The organism is Pseudomonas sp. TH08 (genome assembly GCF_016651275.1).
In the GTDB taxonomy this organism is placed as follows: Bacteria; Pseudomonadota; Gammaproteobacteria; order Pseudomonadales; family Pseudomonadaceae; genus Aquipseudomonas.
This window is the reverse complement of the sequence record NZ_JAEKEE010000003.1, coordinates 486,027-512,079: the sequence shown is the minus strand read 5'-3', so window position 1 is coordinate 512,079 and position 26,053 is coordinate 486,027. Positions and strand designations below refer to the sequence as shown.

Below are 26,053 nucleotides of genomic sequence, written 5' to 3'. Positions count from 1 at the left end.
ATCCTCACTGAACCGCGACTGCAGGCGTGTTCCACAACACGACCGCAGCGGTCACCAGCAAATTGATCAGGGTCAGTGGCAGGCAGAATTTCCAGCTGAAATCCATCACTTGGTCATAACGCGGACGCGGAATAGAAGCGCGCAGCAAGATGAACAGCATGATGAAGAACGCGGTCTTCAGTGCGAACCAGAGGAAGGACAGTTGCGGCAAGATGCCGAACGGACCGTGCCAGCCACCGAAGAACAGGGTGACCAGCAGCGCCGAGATCAAGATGATGCCGATGTATTCACCAACGAAGAACATGCCCCATTTCATACCGGCGTATTCAATGTGGTAGCCGTCGGCCAGTTCCTGTTCCGCTTCCGGCTGGTCGAACGGGTGACGGTGAGTCACGGCGACGCCAGCGATGAAGAAGGTACAGAAGCCGAAGAACTGCGGAATGATGAACCACAGGTTCTGTGCCTGGTACTCGACGATGTCACGCATGTTGAACGAGCCGACCTGTACCACGATGCCCATCAGCGCGAGGCCCATGAACACTTCGTAGGACACGGTCTGCGCCGAAGCACGCAAGGCACCGAGCAGGGCGAACTTGTTGTTACTCGACCAGCCGGCGAACAACACCGCGTAGACCGACAGACCGGCCATGGCGAAGAAGAACAGCAAGCCGATGTTCAGATCCGCGACGCCCCAGGTCGGGGTGATCGGGATGATCGCAAACGCGATCAGCAAGGCGGACATGGCCACCACCGGTGCCAAAGTGAAGATCACTTTGTCGGCAAACGGCGGGGTCCAGTCTTCCTTGAAGAACATCTTCAGCATGTCGGCGGCGATCTGGAACATACCAAACGGGCCAACGCGGTTCGGACCGTAACGGTCCTGCCACCAGCCCAGCAGGCGACGTTCGACAAAGCTGAGCAACGCGCCCGCGACCACGACGGCCAGCAGAATCACGATAGCTTTGATGACCGTCAGGATCACATCGATCACTTCAGGGGTGAACCAGGTCATTGCGCTGCCTCCTGCAGACCGTCGACGGATACGCCGGCGAATGCCGGTGGAATGCCGGCGATGCCCGCAGGCAATGCCACCAGACCTGCGCCCAGTTCTTCATTGATACGCAGCGGCAGACGCAGGGTCTGACCGGCGACGTTCAGGCTCAGCAGAGCACCGTCGTTGACGCCCAGACGATCCGCTTCGGATTTCGCCAGTGCCACGTAGGCGGCCGGGATGCGCTCTTGCACCGGCGCGGCTTTCGAAGAGTTTTCTTCGCTGCCGAACAGGTGGAAGAACGGCACGGCTTGCCAGGTGCCCGCTGCCGGGTTGAACGCACGCGGCGCTGCCGCGAACCAGTTCAACGAATCACCGGTGCTTTCGATCAGGCGGGTGCCCGGGTCGCCAGCACGGATGTGACCGCCGACTTCGTCCTGGAACTTGTTCCACGCTTGTGGCGAGTTCCAGCCCGGAGACCAGGCGAAAGGAACCTGCTGACGCGGTTCAACCGAACCCGAGTAACCTTCCATGGAGAAGGCGAACGCGGTGTCTTTGTCTTGCGGGGTGCGTGGTTCGTGAACGCTGATGTCGGCGCGCATTGCGGTGCGACCGGAATAACGCAGCGGCTCACGCGCCAGTTTCAGACCCTTGATGCGGAACGCCGCGGACGGTGCTGCGTCGACGATACGCGCCAGTTGCGCGGTGCTCGAAGCAACGGCAGCGGTGACGTGGTCGAGTTGCGTCCAGTCGATCGGCTGGTTCAGCAGCGTCGAGCGCAGTGCGTGCAGCCAGCGCCAGCCTTCGTGAACCAGAATGCTTGCATCCAGGTATTGCGGATCGAAAACCTGGAAGAAGCGCTGGGCGCGACCTTCCTGGCTGACCAGCGTACCGTCGCCTTCGGCGAAGCTTGCCGCTGGCAGTACCAGGTGCGCGCGGTCGGTGGTAGCCGTCTTCTGATGATCAGCAACGATCACTACTTTCGCAGCGTTCAGTGCGGCATCGACCTTGTCTTTGGCGGTGCGGGTGTACAGATCGTTTTCCAGCACAACGATCGCGTCAGCCTTGCCGTCGATGACGGCTTGAAGCGCAGCATCCACCGATTCGCCACCGAGCATGGCCAGGCCGAGGCTGTTGGCTTCCGGCACGATCAGGCTGATCGAACCGTTCTTCTCGCGCAGCTTCAACGCCTTGGCGATGTTTGCGGCGGCTTCGATCAAGGCTTTCGAGCCCAGCGAAGTACCGGCGATGATCAGCGGACGTTGGGCAGCGAGCAGGGCATCGGCAATGCGCTTGGCCAGTTCCAGTGCTTCGGCGTCCAGACCTTCAACGGCCGGAGCGCTGGCGTCCAGCGCGTGAGCAACGGCGAAACCGATGCGCGCAAGATCGTCCGGAGCGGCGTGAACGCACTCTTCAGCGATGTCGTCGAGCTTGGTTTCCGCCAGGCTGGCGATGAACAGCGGGTTCAGCGCGTGCTGACCGATGTTCTTCACTGCGGCGTCGAGCCAAGGTTGAACGCGCATGGCTTCGGCCATGTCTTCAGCCTTGCCTTTGACCGATTGACGCAGCGACAGCGCCATACGCGCGGCGGTCTGGGTCAGGTCTTCACCGAGGACGAAAATCGCGTCGTGGTCTTCGATGTCGCGCATGTTCGGCACAGGCAGCGGGCTGTCGTTCAGCACCTGCAAGACCAGACGGATGCGTTCCAGTTCGGACGCTTCGATACCCGAGTAGAAGTGCTCGGCGCCCACCAGTTCGCGCAACGCGTAGTTGCTTTCAAGGCTGGCACGCGGCGAACCGATACCAACGATGTTGCGACCGCGCAGCAGATCAGCGGCTTTATCCAGTGCAGCGTCCAGGCCCAGTTTGGTGCCGTCGGCCAGCAGCGGCTGACGTGGACGGTCGGTGCGGTTGACGTAGCCATAACCGAAACGGCCACGGTCGCACAGGAAGTACTGGTTCACCGAACCGTTGAAACGGTTTTCGATGCGACGCAGCTCGCCGTAACGCTCGCCCGGGGAGATGTTGCAACCGCTCGAGCAGCCATGGCAGATGCTCGGCGAGAACTGCATGTCCCACTTACGGTTGTAGCGCTCGGAGTGAGTCTTGTCGGTGAACACACCGGTCGGGCAGACCTCGGTGAGGTTGCCGGAGAACTCGCTTTCGAGGGTGCCGTCTTCAACGCGACCGAAGTACACGTTGTCGTGGGCGCCGAACACACCGAGGTCGGTGCCGCCGGCGTAATCCTTATAGAAACGCACGCAGCGGTAGCAAGCGATGCAGCGGTTCATTTCGTGGGAAATGAACGGGCCCAGTTGCTGGTTCTGGTGGGTGCGTTTGGTGAAGCGATAACGGCGCTCGTTGTGGCCGGTCATCACGGTCATGTCTTGCAGGTGGCAGTGACCACCTTCTTCGCACACAGGGCAGTCGTGCGGGTGGTTGGTCATCAGCCATTCAACAACACTGGCGCGGAACGCTTTGGATTCTTCATCTTCGATGGAGATCCAGGTGTTGTCGGTGGCAGGCGTCATGCACGACATGACGATGCGACCACGGGTGTCGTTCTCGTCGGTGTACTGCTTGACCGCGCACTGGCGGCAAGCCCCGACGCTACCAAGCGCGGGGTGCCAGCAGAAATATGGAATGTCGAGGCCCAGCGACAGACATGCCTGTAACAGGTTGTCTGCCCCGTCGACTTCGAGCGCTTTGCCGTCTACGTGGATAGTGGCCATGGTTCAAAGGTCTTCGTTGGCCCGGTGTCAGCGGGCGTGGCTAATGGAATCTTGTTATCCGTGCGAATCAAACCAGCCTCGAAAGGCGTCATCGCAGGAGGCGAAGGGCCCAGGCCCTTCACCTGTTAAGCGTTTACGCGCCGATTACGATCGGCCTTGCCAGAGGCGGGACGGCGGCGCTGACAGGCGCGATACCGGCTTCGAACTCTGGACGGAAGTATTTGATGGCACTGCCCAACGGTTCCACGGCACCCGGTGCGTGGGCGCAGAAGGTCTTGCCTGGGCCGAGGAAGTTGACCAGACCCAGCAGGGTCTCGATATCGCCTGGCTGACCGCGGCCTTCTTCGATGGCCATCAGGAGCTTGACGCTCCATGGCAAACCATCACGGCACGGGGTGCAGAAGCCGCACGACTCGCGAGCGAAGAACTGCTCCATGTTGCGCAGCAGCGACACCATGTTGACGCTGTCATCCACCGCCATGGCCAGGCCGGTACCCATACGGGTGCCCACTTTGGCGATGCCGCCGGCGTACATTTGTGCGTCGAGGTGCTCAGGCAGGAGGAAACCGGTACCGGCACCACCTGGCTGCCAGGCCTTGAGTTTGAAACCGTCGCGCATGCCGCCGGCGTAGTCTTCGAACAACTCGCGACCGGTGACGCCGAATGGCAGTTCCCACAGGCCCGGGTTTTTGACTTTGCCGGAGAAGCCCATGAGCTTTGTGCCCATGTCTTCACTGCCTTCGCGAGCCAACGATTTGTACCAGTCAACGCCGTCGGCAATGATCGCCGGCACGTTGCACAGGGTCTCAACGTTGTTCACGCAAGTCGGCTTGCCCCACACGCCAACAGCGGCAGGGAAGGGCGGCTTGGAGCGCGGGTTGGCGCGGCGGCCTTCGAGGGAGTTGATCAGTGCGGTTTCTTCACCGCAGATGTAACGCCCGGCGCCAGTGTGGACGAACAGCTCGAAATCGAAGCCGCTGCCCAGAATGTTCTTACCCAGCAGGCCCGCTGCCTTGGCTTCTTCCACGGCACGGTTGAGGTGCTTGGCGGCGGTGGTGTACTCGCCACGGAGGAAGATGTAGCCACGGTAGGTTTTCAGCGCGCGCGCACTGATCAGCATGCCTTCGATCAGCAGATGGGGCAGTTGCTCCATCAGCATGCGGTCTTTCCAGGTGTTCGGCTCCATTTCATCCGCGTTGCACAGCAGGTAGCGGATGTTGATGGATTCGTCCTTGGGCATCAGGCCCCACTTCACGCCAGTGGGGAAGCCTGCACCACCGCGACCTTTCAAGCCTGCGTCTTTCACGGTCTGGACGATAGCGTCCTGATCCATGTCGGCGAAGGCTTTGCGCGCAGCGGCGTAACCGTTCTTGGCCTGGTACTCGTCGAGCCACACGGCTTCGCCGTCGTCACGCAGACGCCAGGTCAGCGGGTGAGTCTCGGCCGAACGCTTGATGCTGTTGGCCGGGCCGAAAGATGTCAGGGTCATACGTAGCCCTCGAGCAGTTTGGCGACGCCAGCAGGCTGTACATCACCAAAGGTGTCGTCGTCGATCATCAGCGCCGGTGCCTTGTCGCAGTTGCCGAGGCAGCAGACAGGCAGCAGGGTGAAACGACCGTCGGTGGTGGTCTGACCCAGGCCGATGCCCAGATTGTTCTGGATTTCGCTGACCACCGACTCGTGGCCACCGATGTAGCAGACCATGCTGTCGCAGACGCGAATGATGTGACGGCCAACCGGCTGACGGAAAATCTGGCTGTAGAACGTCGCCACACCTTCAACGTCGCTGGCCGGGATGCCGAGGATCTCGCCGATTGCGTACAAGGCGCCATCCGGCACCCAGCCGCGTTCTTTCTGAACGATCTTCAGGGCTTCGATCGACGCCGCGCGCGGGTCTTCGTAGTGATGCAGCTCGTGCTCGATGGCCGAGCGCTCGGTTTCACTCAGGGTGAAACGGTCTGTCTGGATAAGCGTGCTGTTCATGCTTAGCGGTCCACGTCGGCCATAACGAAGTCGATACTACCCAGGTACGCAATCAAGTCCGCGACCATGCTGCCTTTGATCACCGAAGGGATCTGTTGCAGATGCGGGAAGCTTGGAGTACGGATCCGGGTACGGTAGCTCATGGTGCCGCCGTCGCTCGTCAGGTAATAACTGTTGATGCCCTTGGTCGCTTCGATCATCTGGAAGGATTCGTTGGCCGGCATCACCGGGCCCCACGAAACTTGCAGGAAGTGCGTGATCAAGGTTTCGATGTGCTGCAGCGTGCGCTCTTTCGGCGGCGGCGTGGTCAGCGGGTGATCCGCCTTGTACGGGCCTTCCGGCATGTTGCGCATGCACTGGTCGATGATCTTGATGCTCTGGCGCATCTCTTCGACGCGAACCATGCAGCGGTCATAGGCATCGCCGTTGGCGGCCAGCGGTACTTCGAACTCGAAGTTCTCGTAGCCGGAGTATGGACGCGCTTTACGCAGGTCGAAGTCGCAACCGGTCGAACGCAGGCCGGCACCGGTGACGCCCCATTCCAGGGCCTCTTTGGTGTTGTAGGCAGCGACGCCGATGGTACGGCCCTTGAGGATGCTGTTTTGCAGGGCAGCCTTGGTGTACTCGTCGAGGCGTTTTGGCAGCCACTCAACGAAGTCTTTCACCAGTTTGTCCCAGCCGCGTGGCAGGTCGTGAGCGACGCCGCCGATGCGGTACCAGGCCGGGTGCAGACGGAAACCGGTAATGGCTTCGATCACCGTGTACGCCTTCTGGCGGTCGGTGAAGGTGAAGAACACCGGAGTCATCGCACCAACGTCCTGGATGTAAGTCCCCAAGAACAGCAAGTGGCTGGTGATGCGGAAGAACTCGGCCATCATGATGCGGATGACGTCGACCTTCTCGGGCACCTTGATGCCGGCCAGCTTCTCGACCGAGAGCACGTACGGCAGGTTGTTCATCACGCCGCCGAGGTAGTCGATACGGTCGGTGTACGGGATGAAGCTGTGCCACGACTGACGCTCGGCCATCTTCTCGGCACCACGGTGGTGGTAACCGATGTCCGGCACGCAGTCGACGATCTCTTCACCGTCCAGTTGCAGGATGATACGGAACGCACCGTGCGCAGAAGGGTGGTTCGGGCCCAGGTTGAGGAACATGTAGTCCTCGTTGGTCCCGGAACGCTTCATGCCCCAGTCTTCAGGGCGGAAGCGCGCGGCTTCTTCCTCAAGCTGTTGCTTGGCGAGGGTGAGGCTGTACGGATCGAATTCGGTAGCGCGCGCCGGGAAGTCCTTGCGCAGCGGGTGACCTTCCCAGGTCGGCGGCATCATGATGCGCGACAGGTGCGGGTGGCCTTTGAAGTCGATGCCGTACATGTCCCAGACTTCACGCTCGTACCAGTTGGCGTTCGGCCAGATACCGGTGACGGTCGGCAAGCTCAGGTCGCTCTCGGACAAGGCGACTTTGATCATCACGTCACTATTACGCTCAAGCGACATGAGGTGATAGAACACGGTGAACTCGGCGTCCGATGGCAGCCCTTGACGCTTGGTGCGCAGACGCTCGTCCACGCCGTGCAGGTCATAGAGCATGACGTACGGCTTGGGCAGGTTGCGCAGGAAGGTCAGGACTTCGACGAGTTTGGCGCGGGCCACCCACAGCACCGGCATGCCGGTGCGGGTTGCCTGGGCGGTGAACGCCTCAGGGCCAAAACGGTTGTTCAATTCAACGACCACATCCTGGTCGTCTGCCTTATAAGGCGGGATGTACAGAGCGCTGCCTGTAGTCATGGTTATTTTTTCGCTTTCGGTCAACGTAAAGAATGAAGCCAGCTTCTCGTTTCTTTGTAAGAACAGATCTGGATCAGACTTCGTCAGGGCTGCGCAGGTTGGTGACTGCGATTCGCTGTTCGCGGCGCTGTTCCTTTTGCGAAGGCATATCGGCGCGATAAACGCCTTGATCACCAACGACCCAGGAAAGCGGACGACGCTCCTGTCCAATCGATTCCTGCAACAGCATCAAGCCTTGCAGAAATGCTTCTGGACGGGGCGGGCAGCCAGGTACGTAGACGTCCACCGGCAGGAACTTGTCCACCCCTTGAACCACGGAGTAGATGTCGTACATGCCACCGGAGTTAGCGCACGAACCCATGGAAATAACCCACTTCGGCTCGAGCATTTGCTCGTAGAGACGCTGAATGATCGGCGCCATCTTGATGAAGCAGGTACCGGCGATAACCATGAAGTCGGCCTGACGCGGCGATGCCCGGATAACCTCGGCGCCAAAGCGCGCGATGTCGTGGGGCGCCGTGAAGGCAGTGGTCATTTCCACGTAGCAGCACGACAAGCCGAAGTTGTACGGCCACAGGGAGTTTTTACGTCCCCAGTTGACCGCACCGTTCAGCACGTCTTCCAGCTTGCCCATGAAAATGTTTTTGTGAACTTGATCTTCTAACGGATCGGAAACGGTTTCCCGTTCGCCAATCGGATACTGCTCGTTAGGAGCATCGGGGTCGATTCTGGTGAGATTGTATTGCATTGCCAAAGCCTCATTGTTTCAGCTTCGCCTGCCGCTTGCGACGAGCTTCCGGAGCCCAGTCAAGGGCGCCCACTCGGAACAGGTAGACAAGACCTGCCAACAGAATTGCTATGAAAACGAGAGCTTCGACGAATCCGGTCCAGCCGCTTTCGCGGACGGACACAGACCATGCAAAGAGAAAGAGGGCTTCGATATCGAAGATCACGAACAGCATCGCGACCAGATAGAATTTGGCTGAGAGCCGCAAGCGGGCGCCACCGGTAGGTAGCATGCCCGACTCGAACGGTTCGTTTTTGCTGCGGCCCCAGGCTTTTGACCCGAGGAGGCTGGAGACGCCGAGCATGAAGGCACACAGGCCGACTACACCCAGAAGGAAAATGGCAAAGCCCCAGTTGTGGGCCATGAGTCCTGTCGCTTCGGGCATGCTGGTAATCCTTAACAGAGAGCAAAGGTCTCTGAGCTTGATAAAGAAATAAGGCAGTGACGATATGTCGCAGCAATCAATCGCGCTGATTTTATGGCTAAACACCCTGCAAGTAAAATTCCTATAGCGAAATTATTTATTGGAATAAGGACATAGCGCACCTCGGCTGCCCCGTAGCCCATGCGTTGCGGGCATTAGCCGGGTTTTAGTGAATTATGTTTTGTTGAGAATGTAACGAGCATAGTTGCTGCTAAATGATAATCAATATTGTTTGGCGCGATTTTGTAACTGTTTAACGGGTGGGGTATTGGGAAGTTGTCTTACTTGCACGTTACAACAAGTAGCGACGGCGCCCGTTTTAGCCGATTTTTCTGACGTCCATACCGCTCTGGATCAATGTTTTGTCTCGCCGCCGACGCTTTTCCTGTGGGAGCGAGCCCGCTCGCGAAAGCGGTGGATCAGTTGGCGCATGTGCAAACTGACAAAAAGCCTTCGCGAGCAGGCTCGCTCCCACAGGGGATTTGTGGTGTTCACTAAATCGTGGGCAAAAAAAACGCCCCGAACCAGTCGGGGCGTCAGTCTTGCGGCTCTGCGGTTAGCTTTCTATTCGATCCGCAAAGGCCGTTTGCTCAGCGAAGCAGAATCAGTGGAACTGTTCTTCTTCAGTCGAACCGGTCAGCGCGGTTACCGAGGACGAGCCACCCTGAATCACGGTGGTCATGTCGTCGAAGTAGCCGGTGCCCACTTCCTGCTGGTGAGCCACGAAGGTGTAACCCTTGGCGGCGTCAGCGAATTCCTGCTCTTGCAGCTTCACGTAGGCAGTCATGTCGTTGCGGGCGTAGTCGTGCGCCAGGTTGAACATGCTGTGCCACATGTTGTGAATGCCGGCCAGGGTGATGAACTGGTGCTTGTAACCCATGGCGGACAGTTCGCGCTGGAACTTGGCGATGGTCGCGTCGTCCAGGTTTTTCTTCCAGTTGAAGGAAGGCGAGCAGTTGTACGACAGCAGTTGGTCCGGGTATTCCTTTTTGATCGCTTCAGCGAAGCGACGGGCTTCGTCCAGATCCGGCTTGGCGGTTTCGCACCAGATCAGGTCGGCGTAAGGAGCGTAAGCCAGGCCACGAGCGATCGCTTGATCCAGACCTGCACGAACCTTGTAGAAACCTTCCTGAGTGCGTTCGCCAGTCACGAACGGCTGGTCGTACGGATCGCAATCGGAGGTCAGCAGGTCAGCAGCGTTAGCGTCGGTACGGGCCAGGATGATGGTCGGGGTACCGGCAACGTCAGCCGCCAGACGTGCAGCGGTCAGCTTCTGTACGGCTTCCTGAGTTGGAACCAGTACTTTACCGCCCATGTGACCGCATTTTTTCACGGAAGCCAGTTGGTCTTCGAAGTGAACGCCGGCGGCGCCTGCTTCGATCATGCTCTTCATCAGCTCGTAAGCGTTCAGAACGCCACCGAAACCGGCTTCAGCGTCAGCCACGATCGGCGCGAAGTAGTCGATGTAGCCTTGGTCGCCCGGGTTCTTACCGGCTTTCCACTGGATTTGGTCAGCACGACGGAACGAGTTGTTGATGCGCTTGACCACGGTTGGAACCGAATCCACCGGGTACAGCGACTGGTCCGGGTACATGGATTCTGCGGAGTTGTTGTCCGCAGCAACCTGCCAGCCCGACAGGTAGATCGCCTGGATACCGGCTTTAACCTGTTGAACAGCCTGGCCGCCGGTCAGGGCGCCCATGCAGTTGACGAAATCTTTCTCAGGACGGAAGGCTGGCTTGGCACCCTGGGTGACCAGGTTCCACAGCTTCTCGGCGCCCATTTTTGCAAAGGTGTGCTCAGGTTGAACCGAGCCACGCAGACGGACGACGTCAGCAGCGGAGTAAGTGCGTGTCACGCCTTTCCAGCGCGGGTTTTCAGCCCAGTCTTTTTCGAGGGCTGCAATTTGCTGTTCGCGTGTCAGTGCCATGGAGATAAACCTCGTCGCGTCTTTTATGAAAAGTTGTTCTGCGGTGGAAAATTCCTGCGCTCGCTGACCAGAAGCTTAGGTGGTCAAGTCGGATTTGGCGGGGTAGGCGACGGGATGAACGATGGGCTCGAGGGGAAGTGAGCAGGTAGTGGCGGACTGTGGGCGCATGCGGGCGTCGTGGGCCTTTATACGGACTACAGTGTGATGCCGGGTTACCTAATTACGCTTCCGTCCCTCGGGACAACTTCGTTCCAGTCGGCAACCTCGTCAAACACACCTTGTGGGCGGTACAGACACGAAGCGGTTCGCGGGGTAGGTGCGAACATCGCTTCGAAGGCCCTTGCCAGGGCCTCTGATTAGCGGGAGCGAGGCCATCATGCCTTCGCTTTTTTGGCTCGTCAAACGTTTTGTAGTGCTTTTTTTCAAGCACTACATCTTTCGTCTAATACGACTAATCAGTCAGTTTTCGGTGCTTTAGTCCAAGGCGTCGACTTTCACTCGCAAGGTCATGTCATCCCGGCCTTGAGTCGAGTAGCTGCGGGCCAGGCCCTGTTTGTCGGCCTGAGTCTGGCTGTTTACGCCGGCGAGGGTGATCCATTCGCCGAGGCGTCCGCTGACGGTTGTGTCGGTGCTTTGCACGTTCACTACATCGGGACGTTCCTGGCTCATGCGGTCACGGTTGGTACTGATTGCCAGGTGAACGATGTCGCCGGTGACGCTGGCCGTGACATAGAAGCCCTGGGTCACGTTGCGGTATTGAGTCTGGCTGCTGTAATCGCCGTAGGAATTGCTCTGGCTGCTGGTGATTGGCACGCTTTGGCCGACCTGAATCAGCGCCGGCGCGCCTTCACTGGCCTGCACTTGCTGAATACCACCGTTGCGGCTGGTGGTGCTGCGGCTAATGATGCGAGTCTGGGAGCCGTTGACCGAATAGCCTTCATCGCCGCGACCGTTGTTTTCATTGGTGTCGACGGTGATCAGCAGGCGCTTGGGTGCGGTGTCGAGCCGAGTAATCAGCGCCTTGAGCTCCTGAATCTTGTCCGGCTCGGCCTGGATGATCAGTTGGTTGCCGTAGGCGCTGACCTGACCGTCCTTGCCGATGAAGTCCTGCGCCATCGGCAGCATGTCGGTGCTGGTGCGGTAATTGAGGGGGACGATTTCTGTGGCTGCCATCACCGAAAAACTGCACGCGAGCAGCAGGGTGGTGAGCAGGGTGCGTAGGGACATGTCCGTTATCTCCGCTTTCGAAAGGCTTGATATTGCCAGTTTGTCGGCCTGGGGTGGGGCAAGTTGAATCGTAGACAGCAAAACGCCCCGGCATCCGAAAATGGCGGGGCGTTTTGTGATGTGCTTACGGGCCTTTGTGGCGAGGGGATTTATCCCCGTTGGGCTGCAAAGCAGCCCAAACCCAGAGAACTCGGTATGTCAGTTGAACCGGGTGCGCTGGGTTGGCGACTGCTTCGCAGCCGGTCGGGGATAAATCCCCTCACCACAGGGGTCATCAGAGATCAGAATTTCTCACAGGATCTCTGCCAATCAGGCCGAATGGCGAACCATGTCGACGTGCGGAATCCCGGCTTCGAGGAATTCTTCGCTGACCAGGCTAAAGCCCAAGCGCTCATAAAACGCCGTGGCCTGCACCTGCGCGCTGAGCATTTGCTCTTTCAAGCCGCGCGCTTCAGCTTCGGCAATCACCGCTTGCATCAGCGCATCACCGACCTTCATCCCGCGCCAGTCTTTCAGCACCGAAACCCGGCCAATGTGGCCATCCGGCAGCAAGCGCGCAGTGCCGATCGGAAAGTCGCCTTCAAACGCCAGAAAATGCACGGCGGTCGCGTCATCCGCGTCCCATTCCAACTCAGGTGGCACCGATTGCTCGGCAATGAACACCGTTTCACGAATGCGCCGGATCTCGGCGATGTCCTTCTGCCAGTCTGCGACACGTACGCGAATCTTATTCATCGGCGAACCCCAGGCTCCCTTGCTTGACCAGCTCGCACAGCAGGCCGCGACCGTCTTCATCATTCAGCCACTCACCAAGGTTGTCGGCGTGCAGGGCGTCAGCGGCGCAGATCAGCTTCAGCAGTTCGCGCAGTTTGCCCGGCAGATAACGGCTCTGACCGCTGGCGAACAGCAGCAGATCGTCATCGACTTCCGACCAGGCCAAGCGTGCGCTCGGGTTGCGGATCAGCACGGCGCCATCTTGCAGAGCGCTGAGGAAATCTTCTTCTTCGACGTCTTCCGGGCCAACCACCAGCTCTGGGTAACGCGGCTCGGTCATGTATTGGCCGAACCAGGTCAGCAACAGGCGCTCGTCGCTCATGTGTTCGGCGAGCAGGCTTTTCAGGCGATCCAGTGCGTCGTGCTGAATCTGGTGCGGATCGACGGCTGGCTTGGCGTCGGCGTCGGTGTAGCGCTCTTCGTCAGTCAGGAACTGGCTGAGGAAGTCGGTGAAGTGGGTCAGCACTTCGGAAGCGCTTGGCGCACGGAAACCGACCGAGTAGGTCATGCAGTTGTCCACGGCTACACCGCAGTGAGCCAGACGCGGCGGCAGGTAGAGCATGTCGCCCGGTTCCAGCACCCACTCTTCGGTTTCGTGGAATTCGGCGAGGATGCGCAGGTCGGCGTGTTGCAGCAGCGGGCTCTCGGAATCGCACATCTGGCCGATTTTCCAGTTGCGCTTGCCGTGGCCTTGCAGCAGGAACACGTCGTAGTTGTCGAAGTGCGGACCAACGCTGCCACCCGGGGCGGCGAAGCTGATCATCACGTCGTCGACGCGCCAGCTCGGCAGGAAGCGGAAGTTTTCCAGCAGTTCGCTGACTTCCGGGACGAACTGGTCAACGGCTTGAACCAGCAGGGTCCACTCTTTTTCCGGCAGCTTGCTGAATTCGTCTTCAGCGAACGGGCCGCGACGCAGTTCCCATGGGCGCTCGCCGTGCTCGATCACCAGGCGCGATTCGACTTCTTCTTCCAGGGCCAGGCCGGCCAGTTCGTCGGCGTCGATCGGGCTTTCGAAGTCAGGAATTGCCTGACGGATCAGCAGTGGCTTTTTCTGCCAGTAGTCGCGCAGGAATTCGCGCGCCGTGATGCCGCCCAGAAGTTGAAGAGGAATATCGGGATTCATATGTAACCTATTGAAAAAAAGCACTTTTCAGACGGGAATAAAAACGCCCGGCGCGGCCGGGCGTCTCAAACGGGTCAAACGGTCGATCAGATGCGTTTGGCTTGCGCTACAGCGTTGCCGATGTAGTTGGCCGGGGTCAGTTGCTTGAGCTCGGCTTTCGCTTCGGCTGGCATGTCCAGGCCGTCGATGAAAGTCTGCAACGCTTCAGGGCTGATGCCCTTGCCGCGGGTCAGTTCTTTCAGTTTTTCGTACGGGTTTTCGATGTTGTAGCGGCGCATCACGGTCTGGATCGGCTCGGCCAATACTTCCCAGCAAGCGTCGAGGTCGGCAGCAATCTTCTGAGCGTTCAGCTCGAGCTTGCTGATGCCTTTGAGGCTGGCTTCGTAAGCGATCACGCTGTGGGCGAAGCCGACACCGAGGTTGCGCAGTACGGTGGAGTCGGTCAGGTCGCGCTGCCAGCGGGAGATCGGCAGTTTGCTCGCCAGGTGCTGGAACAGTGCGTTGGCGATGCCCAGGTTGCCTTCGGAGTTTTCGAAGTCGATCGGGTTGACCTTGTGCGGCATGGTCGACGAACCGATTTCGCCAGCGATGGTGCGCTGCTTGAAGTAACCCAGGGAGATGTAGCCCCAGATGTCACGGTCGAAGTCGATCAGAATGGTGTTGAAGCGCGCGATCGCGTCGAACAGTTCGGCGATGTAGTCGTGCGGCTCGATCTGCGTGGTGTACGGGTTGAAGCCCAGACCCAGCTCGTCTTCGATGAAGGCGCGGGCGTTGGCTTCCCAGTCGATCTGCGGGTAGGCCGACAGGTGCGCGTTGTAGTTGCCGACAGCGCCGTTGATCTTGCCCAGCAGCGGCACGGCAGCGACTTGAGCGATTTGACGCTCGAGACGATAAACCACGTTCGCCAGCTCTTTACCCAGAGTGGTCGGCGACGCTGGTTGACCGTGGGTGCGCGAGAGCATCGGCACGTCAGCGAAACGGATGGCCAGTTCGCGGATGGCTTCGGCGGTCTGGCGCATCAGCGGCAGCATCACGTCATCACGGCCTTCGCGCAGCATCAGGGCGTGGGACAGGTTGTTGATGTCTTCGCTGGTGCAGGCAAAGTGGATGAACTCGCTGACCTTGGCCAGCTCCGGCAGCTTGGCCGCCTGCTCTTTGAGCAGGTATTCGATCGCTTTGACGTCGTGGTTGGTGGTGCGCTCGATCTCTTTGACGCGCTCGGCGTGCTCCAGCGAGAAGTTTTCAGCCAGTTCATTGAGAACGGCGTTGGCCTCGGCGGAGAAGGCTGGCACTTCAGGGATGCCAGCGTGGGCGGCCAGGCGCTGGAGCCAGCGCACTTCAACCAGAACGCGGGCACGGATCAGGCCGTACTCGCTGAAAATCGGGCGCAGGGCCTGGGTTTTGCCGGCGTAGCGGCCGTCAACAGGGGAAACCGCAGTGAGCGAAGAAAGCTGCATGGGGTGTTCTCGGACAGTCGGGCAACGAAATGGGGCGCGTATCATACATGAAAAAATCCGCCGGTCCGTTGCCAACTGACCGGCGTATTACGCGTTACAGACTACAAAGCTTTTATTGCGCAGCGATTTACTCGCTGCGCATCAACGGATACAGCTCTTTGAGCAGCTTGCGCCGGCTGATTACCAACTGCCAGCGATGACCGCCGAGCTGTCGCCACAAGCGTGCCGAACGGATGCCGGCGAGGAGCAGGGCGCGGATCTTCGAGGCATTGCTCGGCTGCTGCAGGTTGCGCATGTCGCCGTGCACCTGAATGCGTTGGCGCAGGGTGCTCAAGGTGTCCTGATACAGCGCACCGCAGGCGGCGACCACGTTCTCGTGGGCCGGGCCGAAATGCTCGACTTGCGACTGAATCTGCGGCAGGCGCTTACCGATGGTGTCGAGCATGTCGTCACGTTTGGCCAGTTGGCGTTCGAGACCGAGCATCGACAGTGCATAACGCAAAGGTTCGCGCTGCAAAGTGCTCGGGTCGCGTTCAAGCGCGCCGATCAATGCGCGGTAGCCTTCGCGCAAATTGAGATCGTCGCCGCCGTACACGTCCAGCGTGTCCTTCGGGTCGCGCACCAGCAGACTGCCGAGCATGCAGCTCAGGCCGGCTTCGCTGGTCTGCCCGGTCTTGGCGATCCGGTCAACCAGCACGGCGGCCAGAAACACGCCGCCCAGCGCCGTCAGTTGCTCCTGAGTCGGGCTCATGCCTGGCCGCTCCACGGCTCGGCGACTTCGATTACGCCGCCGCCGAGGCAGATTTCACCGTCATAGAACACCACCGATTGGCCCGGCGTCACCGCGCGTTGCGGTTCGTCGAACACGGCGCGGTAGCCGCTGGCGGTTTTTTCCAGGGTGCAGGCTTGATCGCTCTGGCGATAGCGAACCTTGGCCGTCAGGCGCAACGGCTGGCTCAAGTCGATCGGGTTGACCCAGTAGATTTCCGAAGCGAGCAGGGCGCTGGAGAACAGCCATGGATGGTTGTTGCCCTGGCCGACGATCAGCTCGTTGGTGTCCAGGTCCTTGCGCAGCACGTACCACGGCTCATCGCCGGCGTCTTTCAAGCCGCCAATGCCGAGGCCCTGACGCTGACCGATGGTGTGGTACATCAAGCCGTGGTGGCGGCCGATGACTTCGCCTTCGGTGGTTTTGATTTCGCCCGGTTGCGCCGGCAGGTATTGCTTGAGGAAATCGCTGAAGCGTCGTTCGCCGATAAAGCAGATCCCGGTGGAATCCTTCTTCTTGGCGGTCGCCAGTTCGTATTTCTCGGCAATTGCGCGCACTTCCGGCTTTTCCAGTTCGCCGACCGGGAACAGGGTCTTGGCGATCTGTTCGCCGCCGACGGCGTGCAGGAAGTAGCTTTGATCCTTGTTCGGATCGAGGCCTTTGAGCAATTCGGTGCGACCATCGATGTCGCGGCGGCGCACGTAGTGACCGGTGGCGATCAGGTCGGCGCCGAGCATCATGGCGTAATCGAGGAACGCCTTGAACTTGATTTCGCGGTTGCACAGGATGTCCGGGTTCGGCGTGCGCCCGGCCTTGTATTCGGCCAGGAAGTGTTCGAACACGTTGTCCCAGTATTCGGCCGCGAAGTTGGCGGTGTGCAGTTTGATACCAATCTTGTCGCACACAGCCTGCGCATCCGCCAGGTCGTCCATGGCGGTGCAGTATTCCGTTCCGTCGTCTTCTTCCCAGTTCTTCATGAACAGGCCTTCCACCTCATAACCCTGCTCGATCAGCAGGAGAGCGGAAACGGAAGAGTCCACGCCGCCGGACATGCCGACAATGACGCGCTTCTTGGATGTGTCAGAAGGGGCTGGATCACGCATAGGGATTCAATGAGTGTCTTGAAAAAGGACGCGATTCTATCAGGCTCACGGCCTCAAGGCTAAAGAGAAGGGCGGATCAGTTCGAGGCCGAAGTGATTGCCCGCCAGATAATCGTCGATGCAACGGATGATCAGTTCACTGCGCCAGTTGTCGCGTTGAGCCATTAATTCTTCGCGGGTCAGCCACTTGGCGCCGACGATGCCGTCGTCGAGTTGGTAGTCGGGGTGATGTTTCAAGGCTTTGGCGCTGAAGCAGACGCGCTGGTAGGTCACGCCGTTGCTTGGGGCGGTGTACAGGTAAATGCCGATGACGCCGGTGGGTTCGACGTCCCAGCCGGTTTCTTCAAGGGTTTCACGCACGGCGGCTTCGATCAGGGTTTCGTCCGGGTCGAGATGGCCCGCGGGCTGGTTGAGTACGTTGCGTCCGGCTTTGTGTTCTTCAACCATCAGGAAGCGGCCGTTGTCCTCGACGATCGTGGCGACGGTGATGTGGGGGAGCCATTCCATAAATCTTCCTCAAATCCGGGATTGAAATGCGATCCGTGTAGGAGTGAGCCTGCTCGCGATAGCGCACTGTCAGTCACCATAATTGTTGAATGGTATACCGCTATCGCGAGCAGGCTCACTCCTACAATGAGTTTTGTGTGAGCTCTGGAAACACAAACCCCGGCACAGGGCCGGGGTTTGTTTACAGCACTACAACCTTAAACCAGCGCAGCAATCGCCGCGTTGAGGGTTGCGCTTGGGCGCATGGCCTTGCTGATCAGCTCGGCATTGGCGTGGTAGTAACCGCCGATGTCGACTGGCTTGCCCTGAACGGCGTTGAGTTCGGCAACGATGGCTGCTTCGCTCTCGGTCAGAGTCTTGGCCAGAGTCGCGAACTGCGCTTGCAGTGCAGCGTCTTCAGTCTGGGCGGCCAGAGCCTGAGCCCAGTACATCGCCAGGTAGAAGTGGCTGCCGCGGTTGTCGATGTTGCCGACTTTGCGCGATGGCGATTTGTTGTTGTCGAGGAACTGGCCGGTGGCCTGATCCAGGGTCTTGGACAGCACCAGCGCTTTCGGGTTGTTGTAGTTCACACCCAGATGCTCAAGAGACGCTGCCAGTGCGAGGAATTCGCCCAGCGAGTCCCAGCGCAGGAAGTTCTCTTCAACCAGTTGCTGCACGTGCTTCGGAGCCGAACCGCCGGCGCCGGTTTCGAACAGACCACCGCCGTTCATCAGCGGTACGATCGACAGCATCTTGGCGCTGGTGCCCAGTTCCATGATCGGGAACAGGTCAGTCAGGTAGTCGCGCAGTACGTTGCCGGTCACCGAAATGGTGTCCTTGCCTTCGCGGGTGCGCTGCAGGGTGAACTTCATTGCGTCGACCGGCGCCATGATCTGGATGTCCAGACCGGCCGTGTCGTGATCCTTCAGGTAAGCCTGAACCTTCTCGATCACTACGCCGTCGTGAGCGCGCATTGGGTCGAGCCAGAAGATCGCCGGGGTGCTGCTGGCGCGAGCACGATTGACGGCCAGTTTGACCCAGTCCTGGATCGGCGCGTCTTTGGTCTGGCACATGCGGAAGATATCGCCAGCTTCAACAGCCTGCTCCATCAGCAGGGTGCCTTTGCTGTCGGTTACGCGAACCACACCGTCAGCCTTGATCTGGAAGGTCTTGTCGTGCGAGCCGTACTCTTCGGCTTTCTTCGCCATCAGGCCAACGTTTGGCACGCTGCCCATGGTGGTCGGATCGAAAGCGCCATTTGCTTTGCAATCTTCGATCACAGCCTGGTAGATGGTCGCGTAGCAACGATCCGGGATCACAGCCTTGGTGTCGTGCAACTGACCGTCGGTGCCCCACATCTTGCCGGAGTCACGGATCATCGCTGGCATCGAAGCGTCGACGATAACGTCGCTCGGCACGTGCAGGTTGGTGATGCCTTTGTCGGAGTTGACCATCGCCAGCGATGGGCGAGCGGCATAGACCGCAGCCATGTCAGCTTCGATCTGTGCTTGCTGCTCGGCCGGCAGGGCCTTGATGCGTGCGTACAGATCACCGATGCCGTTGTTCAGGTTGAAGCCGATCTGGGCCAGCACGTCAGCGTGCTTGGTCAGCGCGTCTTTATAGAACTCGGCAACGATCTGGCCGAACATGATTGGGTCGGAGACCTTCATCATGGTCGCTTTCAGGTGAACCGACAGCAGCACGCCCTGGGCCTTGGCGCTTTCGATTTCAGCAGCGATGAACGCACGCAGAGCGTTTTTGCTCATCACGGCGCAGTCGAGGATCTCGCCGGCCTGAACGGTGGTTTTTTCTTTCAGGACGGTAGCGGTACCGTCTTTGGCGATCAGTTCGATCTTCACAGCGTCAGCGGCGTCGATCAGGGCAGCTTTTTCGCTGCCGTAGAAATCGCCGGTGCTCATGTGAGCAACGTGGGACTTGGAGTCTTTGGCCCAGGCGCCCATTTTGTGCGGGTGCTTACGAGCGTAGTTTTTGACCGACAGCGGAGCGCGACGGTCAGAGTTGCCTTCGCGCAGAACCGGGTTCACGGCGCTGCCTTTGACCTTGTCGTAACGCGCCTTGGCGTCTTTGTCGGCGTCGCTGGTCACGGTTTCCGGGTAGTCCGGCAGGTTGTAACCCTGAGCTTGCAGTTCTTTGATCGCGGCTTGCAGCTGCGGCACCGAAGCGCTGATGTTCGGCAGCTTGATGATGTTGGCTTCAGGCGTAACGGCCAGGTCGCCCAGTTCGGCGAGGTGGTCGGCTACGGCTTTGTCGCCCAGTTGCTCGGGGAAGCTGGCCAGAATACGCGCTGCAAGAGAGATATCGCGGGTTTCCACGGCGATATCGGCCGAGGCGGTGTAAGCCTCGATGATCGGCAGCAGGGAATAGGTGGCGAGGGCTGGAGCTTCGTCGGTGAAGGTATAGATGATCTTCGAGCGGGTGGGCATATTCGGATTAACTCTCTCTTCTTTGCTAAAGCGTGCGCAGAAACTCGAGGGGCGCCGGGTAAGCGCGTTCGTTCAAAGTCATCCATGAACCGAATGTCGAGATTCTTCGCGGTGATGTTGGGTGCATCAGTAGAGCGTCAAGCAGTCAGGCTGCGGTAACAACCCGACCAATCAGGCGGAAAGTCTCGTTCTAGAGAGGCCAGCCGTCGTGACCCTGTGGTCAGCGGACGGCATTATACATAGGTAGCTGGCAATCTGCCGATGGTTCATATGCAACCAATCTCGTCCATTGGTCTAAAGGTCGCAGGGCGGGGTGGCGCGTAGAGTCGCCGCGAATGCTTGAAATTGGCGCTTTTCCCTTTGCTTTCAGGCTTGTACGAAACGAGTTGTGCGAATGCCGGGAACAGAGGGTTTGCGTGTTGATTTAACTGGGTTACGCTCGAACCAAGCCAGATGTTCAATCCAAACAATGGAGTTCAGCATGGGTTACAAGAAGATTCAGGTTCCAGCCGTCGGCGACAAAATCACCGTCAATGCAGACCATTCTCTCAATGTTCCTGATAACCCGATCATCCCCTTCATCGAAGGTGACGGCATTGGTGTCGACATCAGCCCGGTGATGATCAAGGTTGTCGATGCTGCAGTTCAAAAGGCATACGGCGGTAAGCGCAAGATTTCCTGGATGGAAGTCTACGCCGGGGAAAAAGCCACTCAGGTTTACGACCAGGACACCTGGCTGCCTCAGGAAACCCTCGATGCAGTCAAGGATTACGTGGTCTCCATCAAAGGCCCGCTGACCACCCCGGTCGGTGGCGGCATTCGCTCACTGAACGTCGCCCTGCGTCAGCAACTCGACCTGTACGTCTGCCTGCGCCCGGTGCGCTGGTTCGAAGGCGTGCCTAGCCCGGTGAAAAAGCCTGGCGATGTCGACATGACCATTTTCCGCGAGAACTCCGAAGACATCTACGCAGGCATTGAGTGGAAGGCCGGCTCGCCGGAAGCCACCAAAGTCATCAAATTCCTCAAAGAAGAAATGGGCGTCACCAAAATCCGTTTCGACGAAAACTGCGGCATCGGCGTCAAGCCGGTATCGCTGGAAGGCACCAAGCGTCTGGCGCGCAAGGCTCTGCAATATGTGGTCGACAATGACCGCGATTCGCTGACCATCGTGCACAAAGGCAACATCATGAAGTTCACCGAAGGTGCCTTCAAGGAATGGGCCTACGAAGTGGCTGCCGAAGAGTTCGGCGCGACCCTGCTCGACGGCGGTCCGTGGATGCAGTTCAAAAACCCGAAAACCGGCAAGAACGTTGTGGTCAAAGATGCCATCGCCGACGCCATGCTCCAGCAGATCCTGCTGCGCCCGGCCGAATACGATGTGATTGCGACCCTCAACCTCAACGGCGACTATCTGTCTGACGCGCTGGCGGCAGAAGTAGGCGGTATCGGTATCGCCCCGGGCGCCAACCTGTCCGATACCGTGGCAATGTTCGAAGCGACCCACGGTACCGCGCCGAAGTACGCCGGCAAGGATCAGGTCAACCCGGGCTCGCTGATTCTCTCGGCAGAGATGATGCTGCGCCACATGGGCTGGATCGAAGCGGCGGATCTGATCATCAAGGGCACCAACGGCGCTATTTCGGCCAAGACCGTGACCTATGACTTCGAGCGTCTGATGGACGGGGCCAAACTGGTGTCGTCGTCGGGCTTCGGCGATGCGCTGATCTCGCACATGTAAGCATCGCAGGCATGCGAAAAACCGCCCGTCTCGAGTGATCGAGGCGGGCGGTTTTTTTCTGGCAGGCGATGAACTGGTTTTAGCTGGTGACCGATTGCGCCAGGGCGGCGGTCGAGGCTGCATCTGTTGCGGTCGCGACGTTCTGAATGTTTGTCGCGTGCAAGCCTTTGGGGCCCTGGACGATTTCGAAGTTCACGTCTTGTCCAGCCTTGAGGGTTTTGTACCCGTCCATTTCAATGGCCGAATAGTGCGCAAAGAAATCAATGTCTTTGCCGTCCTCATCACGTCCTTCGCGGGCGTCGGTATTGATAAAGCCGAATCCCTTGGCATTGTTGAACCATTTCACCTTGCCGACAGCCATGCTCAAATCCCTCTGCAACAGACTCCATCGCTGGAGTATCATCCAATTCATCCGCAATCTAATTCGTTAAAAGAATTGACTCCGCGGATCTTTTTTACCCACTGTGGGCTCTATTGGTTGTAACACCGTTTTCCCGATAGTCAAGCTGACCGGGCAGTCGGAGTTGAAAACGTGGACAGCCGCCCCCACCACTGTATTTGCACAACTGACGAACCTTTCTTTCCCATGCATGCAATCAGCCAGATTCGACTAACATTCAATCAGGATCGCCCGCTTCTCCAAAAGGATCTTCCACAGGAGCACGACGACGATTCGGCAGGCGTTGCTGTTCAGGAAGCAAAGCCTGCGTTACAGGCGCCGCCGATGTACAAGGTGGTTTTGTTTAACGATGACTACACACCGATGGATTTCGTCGTCGAAGTGCTCGAGGTGTTTTTTAACCTGAATCGCGAGCTGGCGACCAAGGTCATGCTGGCCGTCCACACAGAAGGACGGGCAGTATGTGGAGTGTTTACCCGCGACATCGCCGAGACAAAGGCAATGCAGGTCAACCAGTACGCCAGGGAAAGCCAGCATCCGCTACTCTGTGAAATCGAGAAGGACGGTTAATCGCCGACCACTTGGGTATGAGGTGAAGCTATGTTAAACCGCGAGCTCGAAGTCACCCTCAATCTTGCCTTCAAGGAGGCTCGTTCGAAGCGTCATGAATTCATGACCGTCGAACACCTTTTGCTGGCCCTATTGGACAATGAGGCTGCCGCCACCGTTTTGCGTGCCTGCGGCGCAAACCTCGACAAACTCAAGCATGACCTGCAGGAGTTCATCGACTCCACCACGCCATTGATCCCCGTTCATGACGAAGATCGCGAAACCCAGCCAACTCTGGGCTTCCAGCGTGTACTGCAACGTGCTGTGTTCCACGTACAGAGCTCGGGCAAACGCGAAGTAACCGGCGCCAATGTGCTGGTTGCAATCTTCAGTGAGCAAGAGAGTCAGGCGGTGTTTCTGCTGAAACAGCAGAGCGTCGCGCGCATCGATGTCGTCAATTACATCGCTCACGGCATTTCCAAAGTGCCGGGGCATGGCGATCACTCTGAAGGTGAACAAGATATGCAGGACGACGAGGGCGGTGAGTCTTCTTCTTCAGGCAATCCTCTGGATGCTTATGCCAGCAACCTCAACGAACTCGCGCGCCAGGGTCGTATCGATCCGCTGGTCGGTCGCGAAATGGAAGTCGAGCGTGTCGCGCAGATTCTGGCGCGTCGTCGCAAGAACAATCCGCTGCTGGTAGGCGAGGCTGGCGTGGGTAAAACCGCGATTGCCGAAGGTCTGGCCAAGCGCATTGTCGACAACCAGGTACCTGACCTGCTGGCCGGCAGCGTTGTTTATTCCCTTGATCTGGGTGCTCTGCTCGCGGGTACCAAGTATCGCGGTGATTTCGAGAAGCGCTTCAAGGCGCTGCTCAATGAACTGAAAAAACGTCCGCAAGCGATCCTGTTCATCGACGAAATTCACACCATTATTGGTGCGGGTGCTGCGTCCGGTGGTGTCATGGATGCTTCGAACCTGCTCAAGCCGCTGCTGTCGTCTGGCGACATTCGCTGCATCGGCTCGACCACGTTCCAGGAGTTTCGCGGCATCTTCGAGAAGGATCGTGCGCTCGCACGGCGCTTCCAGAAGGTCGATGTCGTCGAGCCGTCGGTGGAAGACACCATCGGTATCCTGCGCGGTCTGAAAGGGCGTTTCGAACAGCATCACAACATCGAATACAGCGATGAGGCGTTGCGTGCGGCTGCTGAACTGGCCTCGCGTTACATCAATGACCGGCATATGCCGGACAAGGCCATCGACGTGATCGACGAGGCGGGTGCCTACCAGCGTCTGCAGCCGGTCGAGAAGCGTGCCAAACGCATCGAAGTGCCGCACGTCGAAGACATCGTGGCGAAGATTGCGCGGATTCCGCCGAAGCACGTGACCAGCTCCGACAAGGAGTTGCTGCGTAACCTTGAGCGTGACCTCAAGCTGACGGTGTTTGGTCAGGACGCGGCGATCGATTCGCTGTCGACCGCGATCAAGCTGTCCCGTGCGGGCCTCAAGTCGCCTGACAAGCCTGTGGGTTCGTTCCTGTTCGCAGGGCCGACCGGTGTGGGTAAAACCGAGGCGGCGCGGCAATTGGCCAAGGCGTTGGGCATCGAACTGGTGCGTTTCGACATGTCCGAGTACATGGAGCGTCACACCGTATCGCGTCTGATCGGTGCGCCTCCTGGCTATGTCGGCTTCGATCAGGGTGGTTTGTTGACCGAAGCGATCACCAAGCAGCCGCACTGCGTATTGCTCCTCGATGAAATCGAGAAGGCGCACCCGGAAGTCTTCAACCTGCTGTTGCAGGTGATGGACCACGGTACGCTGACCGATAACAACGGGCGCAAGGCGGACTTCCGCAATGTGATCGTGATCATGACGACCAACGCCGGTGCCGAAACGGCAGCCCGTGCTTCGATCGGTTTCACCCATCAGGATCACTCGTCTGATGCGATGGAAGTGATCAAGAAGAGCTTCACGCCGGAATTCCGTAACCGTCTGGACACCATTATCCAGTTTGGTCGCCTCAGTCATGAGGTCATCAAAAGTGTGGTGGACAAGTTCCTTACCGAGCTTCAGGCGCAATTGGAAGACAAGCGTGTGTTGCTGGAAGTGACCGATGCTGCGCGCAGTTGGCTGGCGGCGGGTGGTTATGATTCGGCGATGGGCGCACGTCCGATGGCGCGTCTGATTCAGGACAAGATCAAGCGTCCGTTGGCGGAGGAGATTCTGTTTGGCGAGTTGGCCGAGCATGGCGGCGTGGTTCACATCGACATCAAGGATGGCGAGATGACCTTCGACTTCGAGACTACCGCGGAAATGGCCTGACGGCTGTAGATCAAGAGGGCGCCTTCGGGCGCCTTTTTGTTGTCTGGTGTTTTTGGGTTTTGGGTGTATATCCGTTGCTGCGGTGGTGGCTTATTACGGTTTCGCCCTTACGGCGACTCACTTTTTTTCAAACGCCAAAAAAAGTAAGCAAAAAACGCTTGCTCCTACGTTCGGCCCGCTCGCTGGGGCTCGGGGTTCCTTCGCTCCGGGATCGATCCGGGCGCAGCGCCTACGGTTTGCTGCGCTGCACCTCCTCTCGCTGTGTTTGGCTGCGCCAAACGGTCGCTGCGCTCCCACGCCCGGATCAATCCCTCCACTCAGCCTTCCGACGGGCTCCGAGATCAAGAGCGGTACTCGAGCTAACGCTCATTGTGTTGAGTGGGGCGGCATGCGCCGCGTTTTGGGGTGTACTCGTTTTTTGTGGCAGTGATGGCGGCCTGACAGCCGACCAATCTCTAGCAGACTGCATACGATCCCATTGTAGGAGTGAGCCTGCTCGCGATGACGGCCTGACATCCGACCTGTTTCTGCCGGTTGTACTCGACCCCTGTGGGAGCTGGCTTGCCAGCGATGGCGGCCTTACAGCCAATCAAGCTCTGGCAGGTATACCCATTCCCTGTATGAGCTGCTGAAGGCTGCGATCTTTTGATCTGCTCTGGCTCTGGCTCTGGCTTTGCTTTTGATCTATTGCCCCTTCGGCAGGCCGAGCGAAGGTGTTCATCCGGGGGTTAGGCGCGCAGCGCCGTTTGGCGAAGCCAAACACATCGAGAGGAGGTGCAGCGCAGCAAACCGTAGGCGATGCCCCCGGATGGGCACCGTAGCGAGGGAACACTGAGCCTCAGCGAAGTGCCGTACGCCGGGGCCAAGCCTTTTGGGTTACCTTTTCGGCGTTTGGAAAAGGTGACTCGCTGTAAGAGCGAAACCGCCAGCGGCAGCTCCCGAAAAAACGGATATGCCCCCAACCCACCAACCCCAAAGACAAAAAAATCAAAAGATCGCAGCCTTCGGCAGCTCCTACAGGGGAAAAG

The 26,053-nt window shown here is 58.8% G+C and carries 20 protein-coding genes; 3 read left to right on the top strand and 17 right to left on the bottom strand.

The genetic code is table 11. The features are described from left to right. Positions 1-4: 4 nt before the first annotated feature. From nuoH to JFT91_RS15615, 16 genes are all read right to left on the bottom strand, one after another. Positions 5-1,012, bottom strand: coding sequence for an NADH-quinone oxidoreductase subunit NuoH (gene nuoH, locus JFT91_RS15690; RefSeq protein WP_008082852.1), 1,008 nt, complete (start codon positions 1,010-1,012; stop codon positions 5-7). Continuing rightward, on the bottom strand, positions 1,009-3,723 hold the full coding sequence (gene nuoG / locus JFT91_RS15685; RefSeq protein ID WP_201232953.1) for an NADH-quinone oxidoreductase subunit NuoG: 2,715 nt from the start codon (positions 3,721-3,723) through the stop codon (positions 1,009-1,011). The genes nuoH and nuoG overlap by 4 nt, the downstream gene beginning before the upstream one ends. Before the next feature lie 133 nt (positions 3,724-3,856). Further along, positions 3,857-5,212 (bottom strand): NADH-quinone oxidoreductase subunit NuoF, encoded by a 1,356-nt coding sequence (gene nuoF / locus JFT91_RS15680; RefSeq protein WP_201232952.1) that lies wholly within the window; start codon positions 5,210-5,212, stop codon positions 3,857-3,859. Next, entirely contained in the window at positions 5,209-5,706 is a 498-nt protein-coding gene (gene nuoE / locus JFT91_RS15675; RefSeq protein WP_007920186.1) for an NADH-quinone oxidoreductase subunit NuoE, read from the bottom strand. Before nuoE ends, nuoF begins: the two co-directional genes overlap by 4 nt. A gap of 2 nt (positions 5,707-5,708) precedes the next feature. Beyond that, positions 5,709-7,493, bottom strand: coding sequence for an NADH-quinone oxidoreductase subunit C/D (gene nuoC / locus JFT91_RS15670; RefSeq protein WP_201226374.1), 1,785 nt, complete (start codon positions 7,491-7,493; stop codon positions 5,709-5,711). Positions 7,494-7,566: 73 nt separating this feature from the next. After that, complete coding sequence (locus JFT91_RS15665) at positions 7,567-8,241, bottom strand: NuoB/complex I 20 kDa subunit family protein (protein WP_103306792.1); 675 nt, start codon at positions 8,239-8,241, stop codon at positions 7,567-7,569. A gap of 10 nt (positions 8,242-8,251) precedes the next feature. Continuing rightward, on the bottom strand, positions 8,252-8,665 hold the full coding sequence (locus tag JFT91_RS15660; protein ID WP_003223812.1) for an NADH-quinone oxidoreductase subunit A: 414 nt from the start codon (positions 8,663-8,665) through the stop codon (positions 8,252-8,254). 643 nt (positions 8,666-9,308) lie between these two features. Then, on the bottom strand, positions 9,309-10,634 hold the full coding sequence (gene aceA, locus JFT91_RS15655; protein WP_201148381.1) for an isocitrate lyase: 1,326 nt from the start codon (positions 10,632-10,634) through the stop codon (positions 9,309-9,311). 474 nt (positions 10,635-11,108) lie between these two features. Further along, positions 11,109-11,861 (bottom strand): secretin N-terminal domain-containing protein, encoded by a 753-nt coding sequence (locus JFT91_RS15650; RefSeq protein WP_201232951.1) that lies wholly within the window; start codon positions 11,859-11,861, stop codon positions 11,109-11,111. Positions 11,862-12,170: 309 nt separating this feature from the next. Further along, a complete protein-coding gene (locus JFT91_RS15645) occupies positions 12,171-12,596 on the bottom strand; it encodes a GNAT family N-acetyltransferase (protein WP_016987414.1) in 426 nt (141 codons plus the stop codon). Next, complete coding sequence (locus JFT91_RS15640; RefSeq protein ID WP_201226372.1) at positions 12,589-13,758, bottom strand: ribosomal protein uL16 3-hydroxylase; 1,170 nt, start codon at positions 13,756-13,758, stop codon at positions 12,589-12,591. The genes JFT91_RS15645 and JFT91_RS15640 overlap by 8 nt, the downstream gene beginning before the upstream one ends. A gap of 86 nt (positions 13,759-13,844) precedes the next feature. Next, complete coding sequence (gene purB, locus JFT91_RS15635) at positions 13,845-15,215, bottom strand: adenylosuccinate lyase (protein WP_008082884.1); 1,371 nt, start codon at positions 15,213-15,215, stop codon at positions 13,845-13,847. Between the two features lie 127 nt (positions 15,216-15,342). After that, entirely contained in the window at positions 15,343-15,966 is a 624-nt protein-coding gene (gene hflD, locus JFT91_RS15630; protein WP_122854414.1) for a high frequency lysogenization protein HflD, read from the bottom strand. Beyond that, entirely contained in the window at positions 15,963-17,087 is a 1,125-nt protein-coding gene (mnmA, locus tag JFT91_RS15625) for a tRNA 2-thiouridine(34) synthase MnmA (protein ID WP_003223826.1), read from the bottom strand. The genes hflD and mnmA overlap by 4 nt, the downstream gene beginning before the upstream one ends. A gap of 59 nt (positions 17,088-17,146) precedes the next feature. Further along, on the bottom strand, positions 17,147-17,593 hold the full coding sequence (locus tag JFT91_RS15620; protein WP_201148387.1) for an NUDIX hydrolase: 447 nt from the start codon (positions 17,591-17,593) through the stop codon (positions 17,147-17,149). 197 nt (positions 17,594-17,790) lie between these two features. Beyond that, positions 17,791-20,016: an NADP-dependent isocitrate dehydrogenase gene (locus JFT91_RS15615; RefSeq protein ID WP_201232949.1), complete on the bottom strand. Its 2,226-nt coding sequence runs from the start codon at positions 20,014-20,016 to the stop codon at positions 17,791-17,793. Positions 20,017-20,497: 481 nt separating this feature from the next. Here JFT91_RS15615 and icd point away from each other — a divergent pair, with 481 nt between their 5' ends. Continuing rightward, positions 20,498-21,754 (top strand): NADP-dependent isocitrate dehydrogenase, encoded by a 1,257-nt coding sequence (gene icd, locus JFT91_RS15610; RefSeq protein ID WP_201226368.1) that lies wholly within the window; start codon positions 20,498-20,500, stop codon positions 21,752-21,754. Positions 21,755-21,833: 79 nt separating this feature from the next. On the opposite strand, the gene JFT91_RS15605 is transcribed toward icd, so the two are convergent. Continuing rightward, complete coding sequence (locus tag JFT91_RS15605; RefSeq protein ID WP_201232947.1) at positions 21,834-22,115, bottom strand: cold shock domain-containing protein; 282 nt, start codon at positions 22,113-22,115, stop codon at positions 21,834-21,836. A 225-nt stretch (positions 22,116-22,340) separates the two neighbouring features. Here JFT91_RS15605 and clpS point away from each other — a divergent pair, with 225 nt between their 5' ends. Both clpS and clpA read left to right on the top strand, forming a co-directional pair. Beyond that, positions 22,341-22,724: an ATP-dependent Clp protease adapter ClpS gene (gene clpS / locus JFT91_RS15600; protein ID WP_011334948.1), complete on the top strand. Its 384-nt coding sequence runs from the start codon at positions 22,341-22,343 to the stop codon at positions 22,722-22,724. A gap of 30 nt (positions 22,725-22,754) precedes the next feature. Continuing rightward, positions 22,755-25,025 (top strand): ATP-dependent Clp protease ATP-binding subunit ClpA, encoded by a 2,271-nt coding sequence (gene clpA, locus JFT91_RS15595; RefSeq protein WP_201226366.1) that lies wholly within the window; start codon positions 22,755-22,757, stop codon positions 25,023-25,025. Positions 25,026-26,053 lie beyond the last annotated feature (1,028 nt).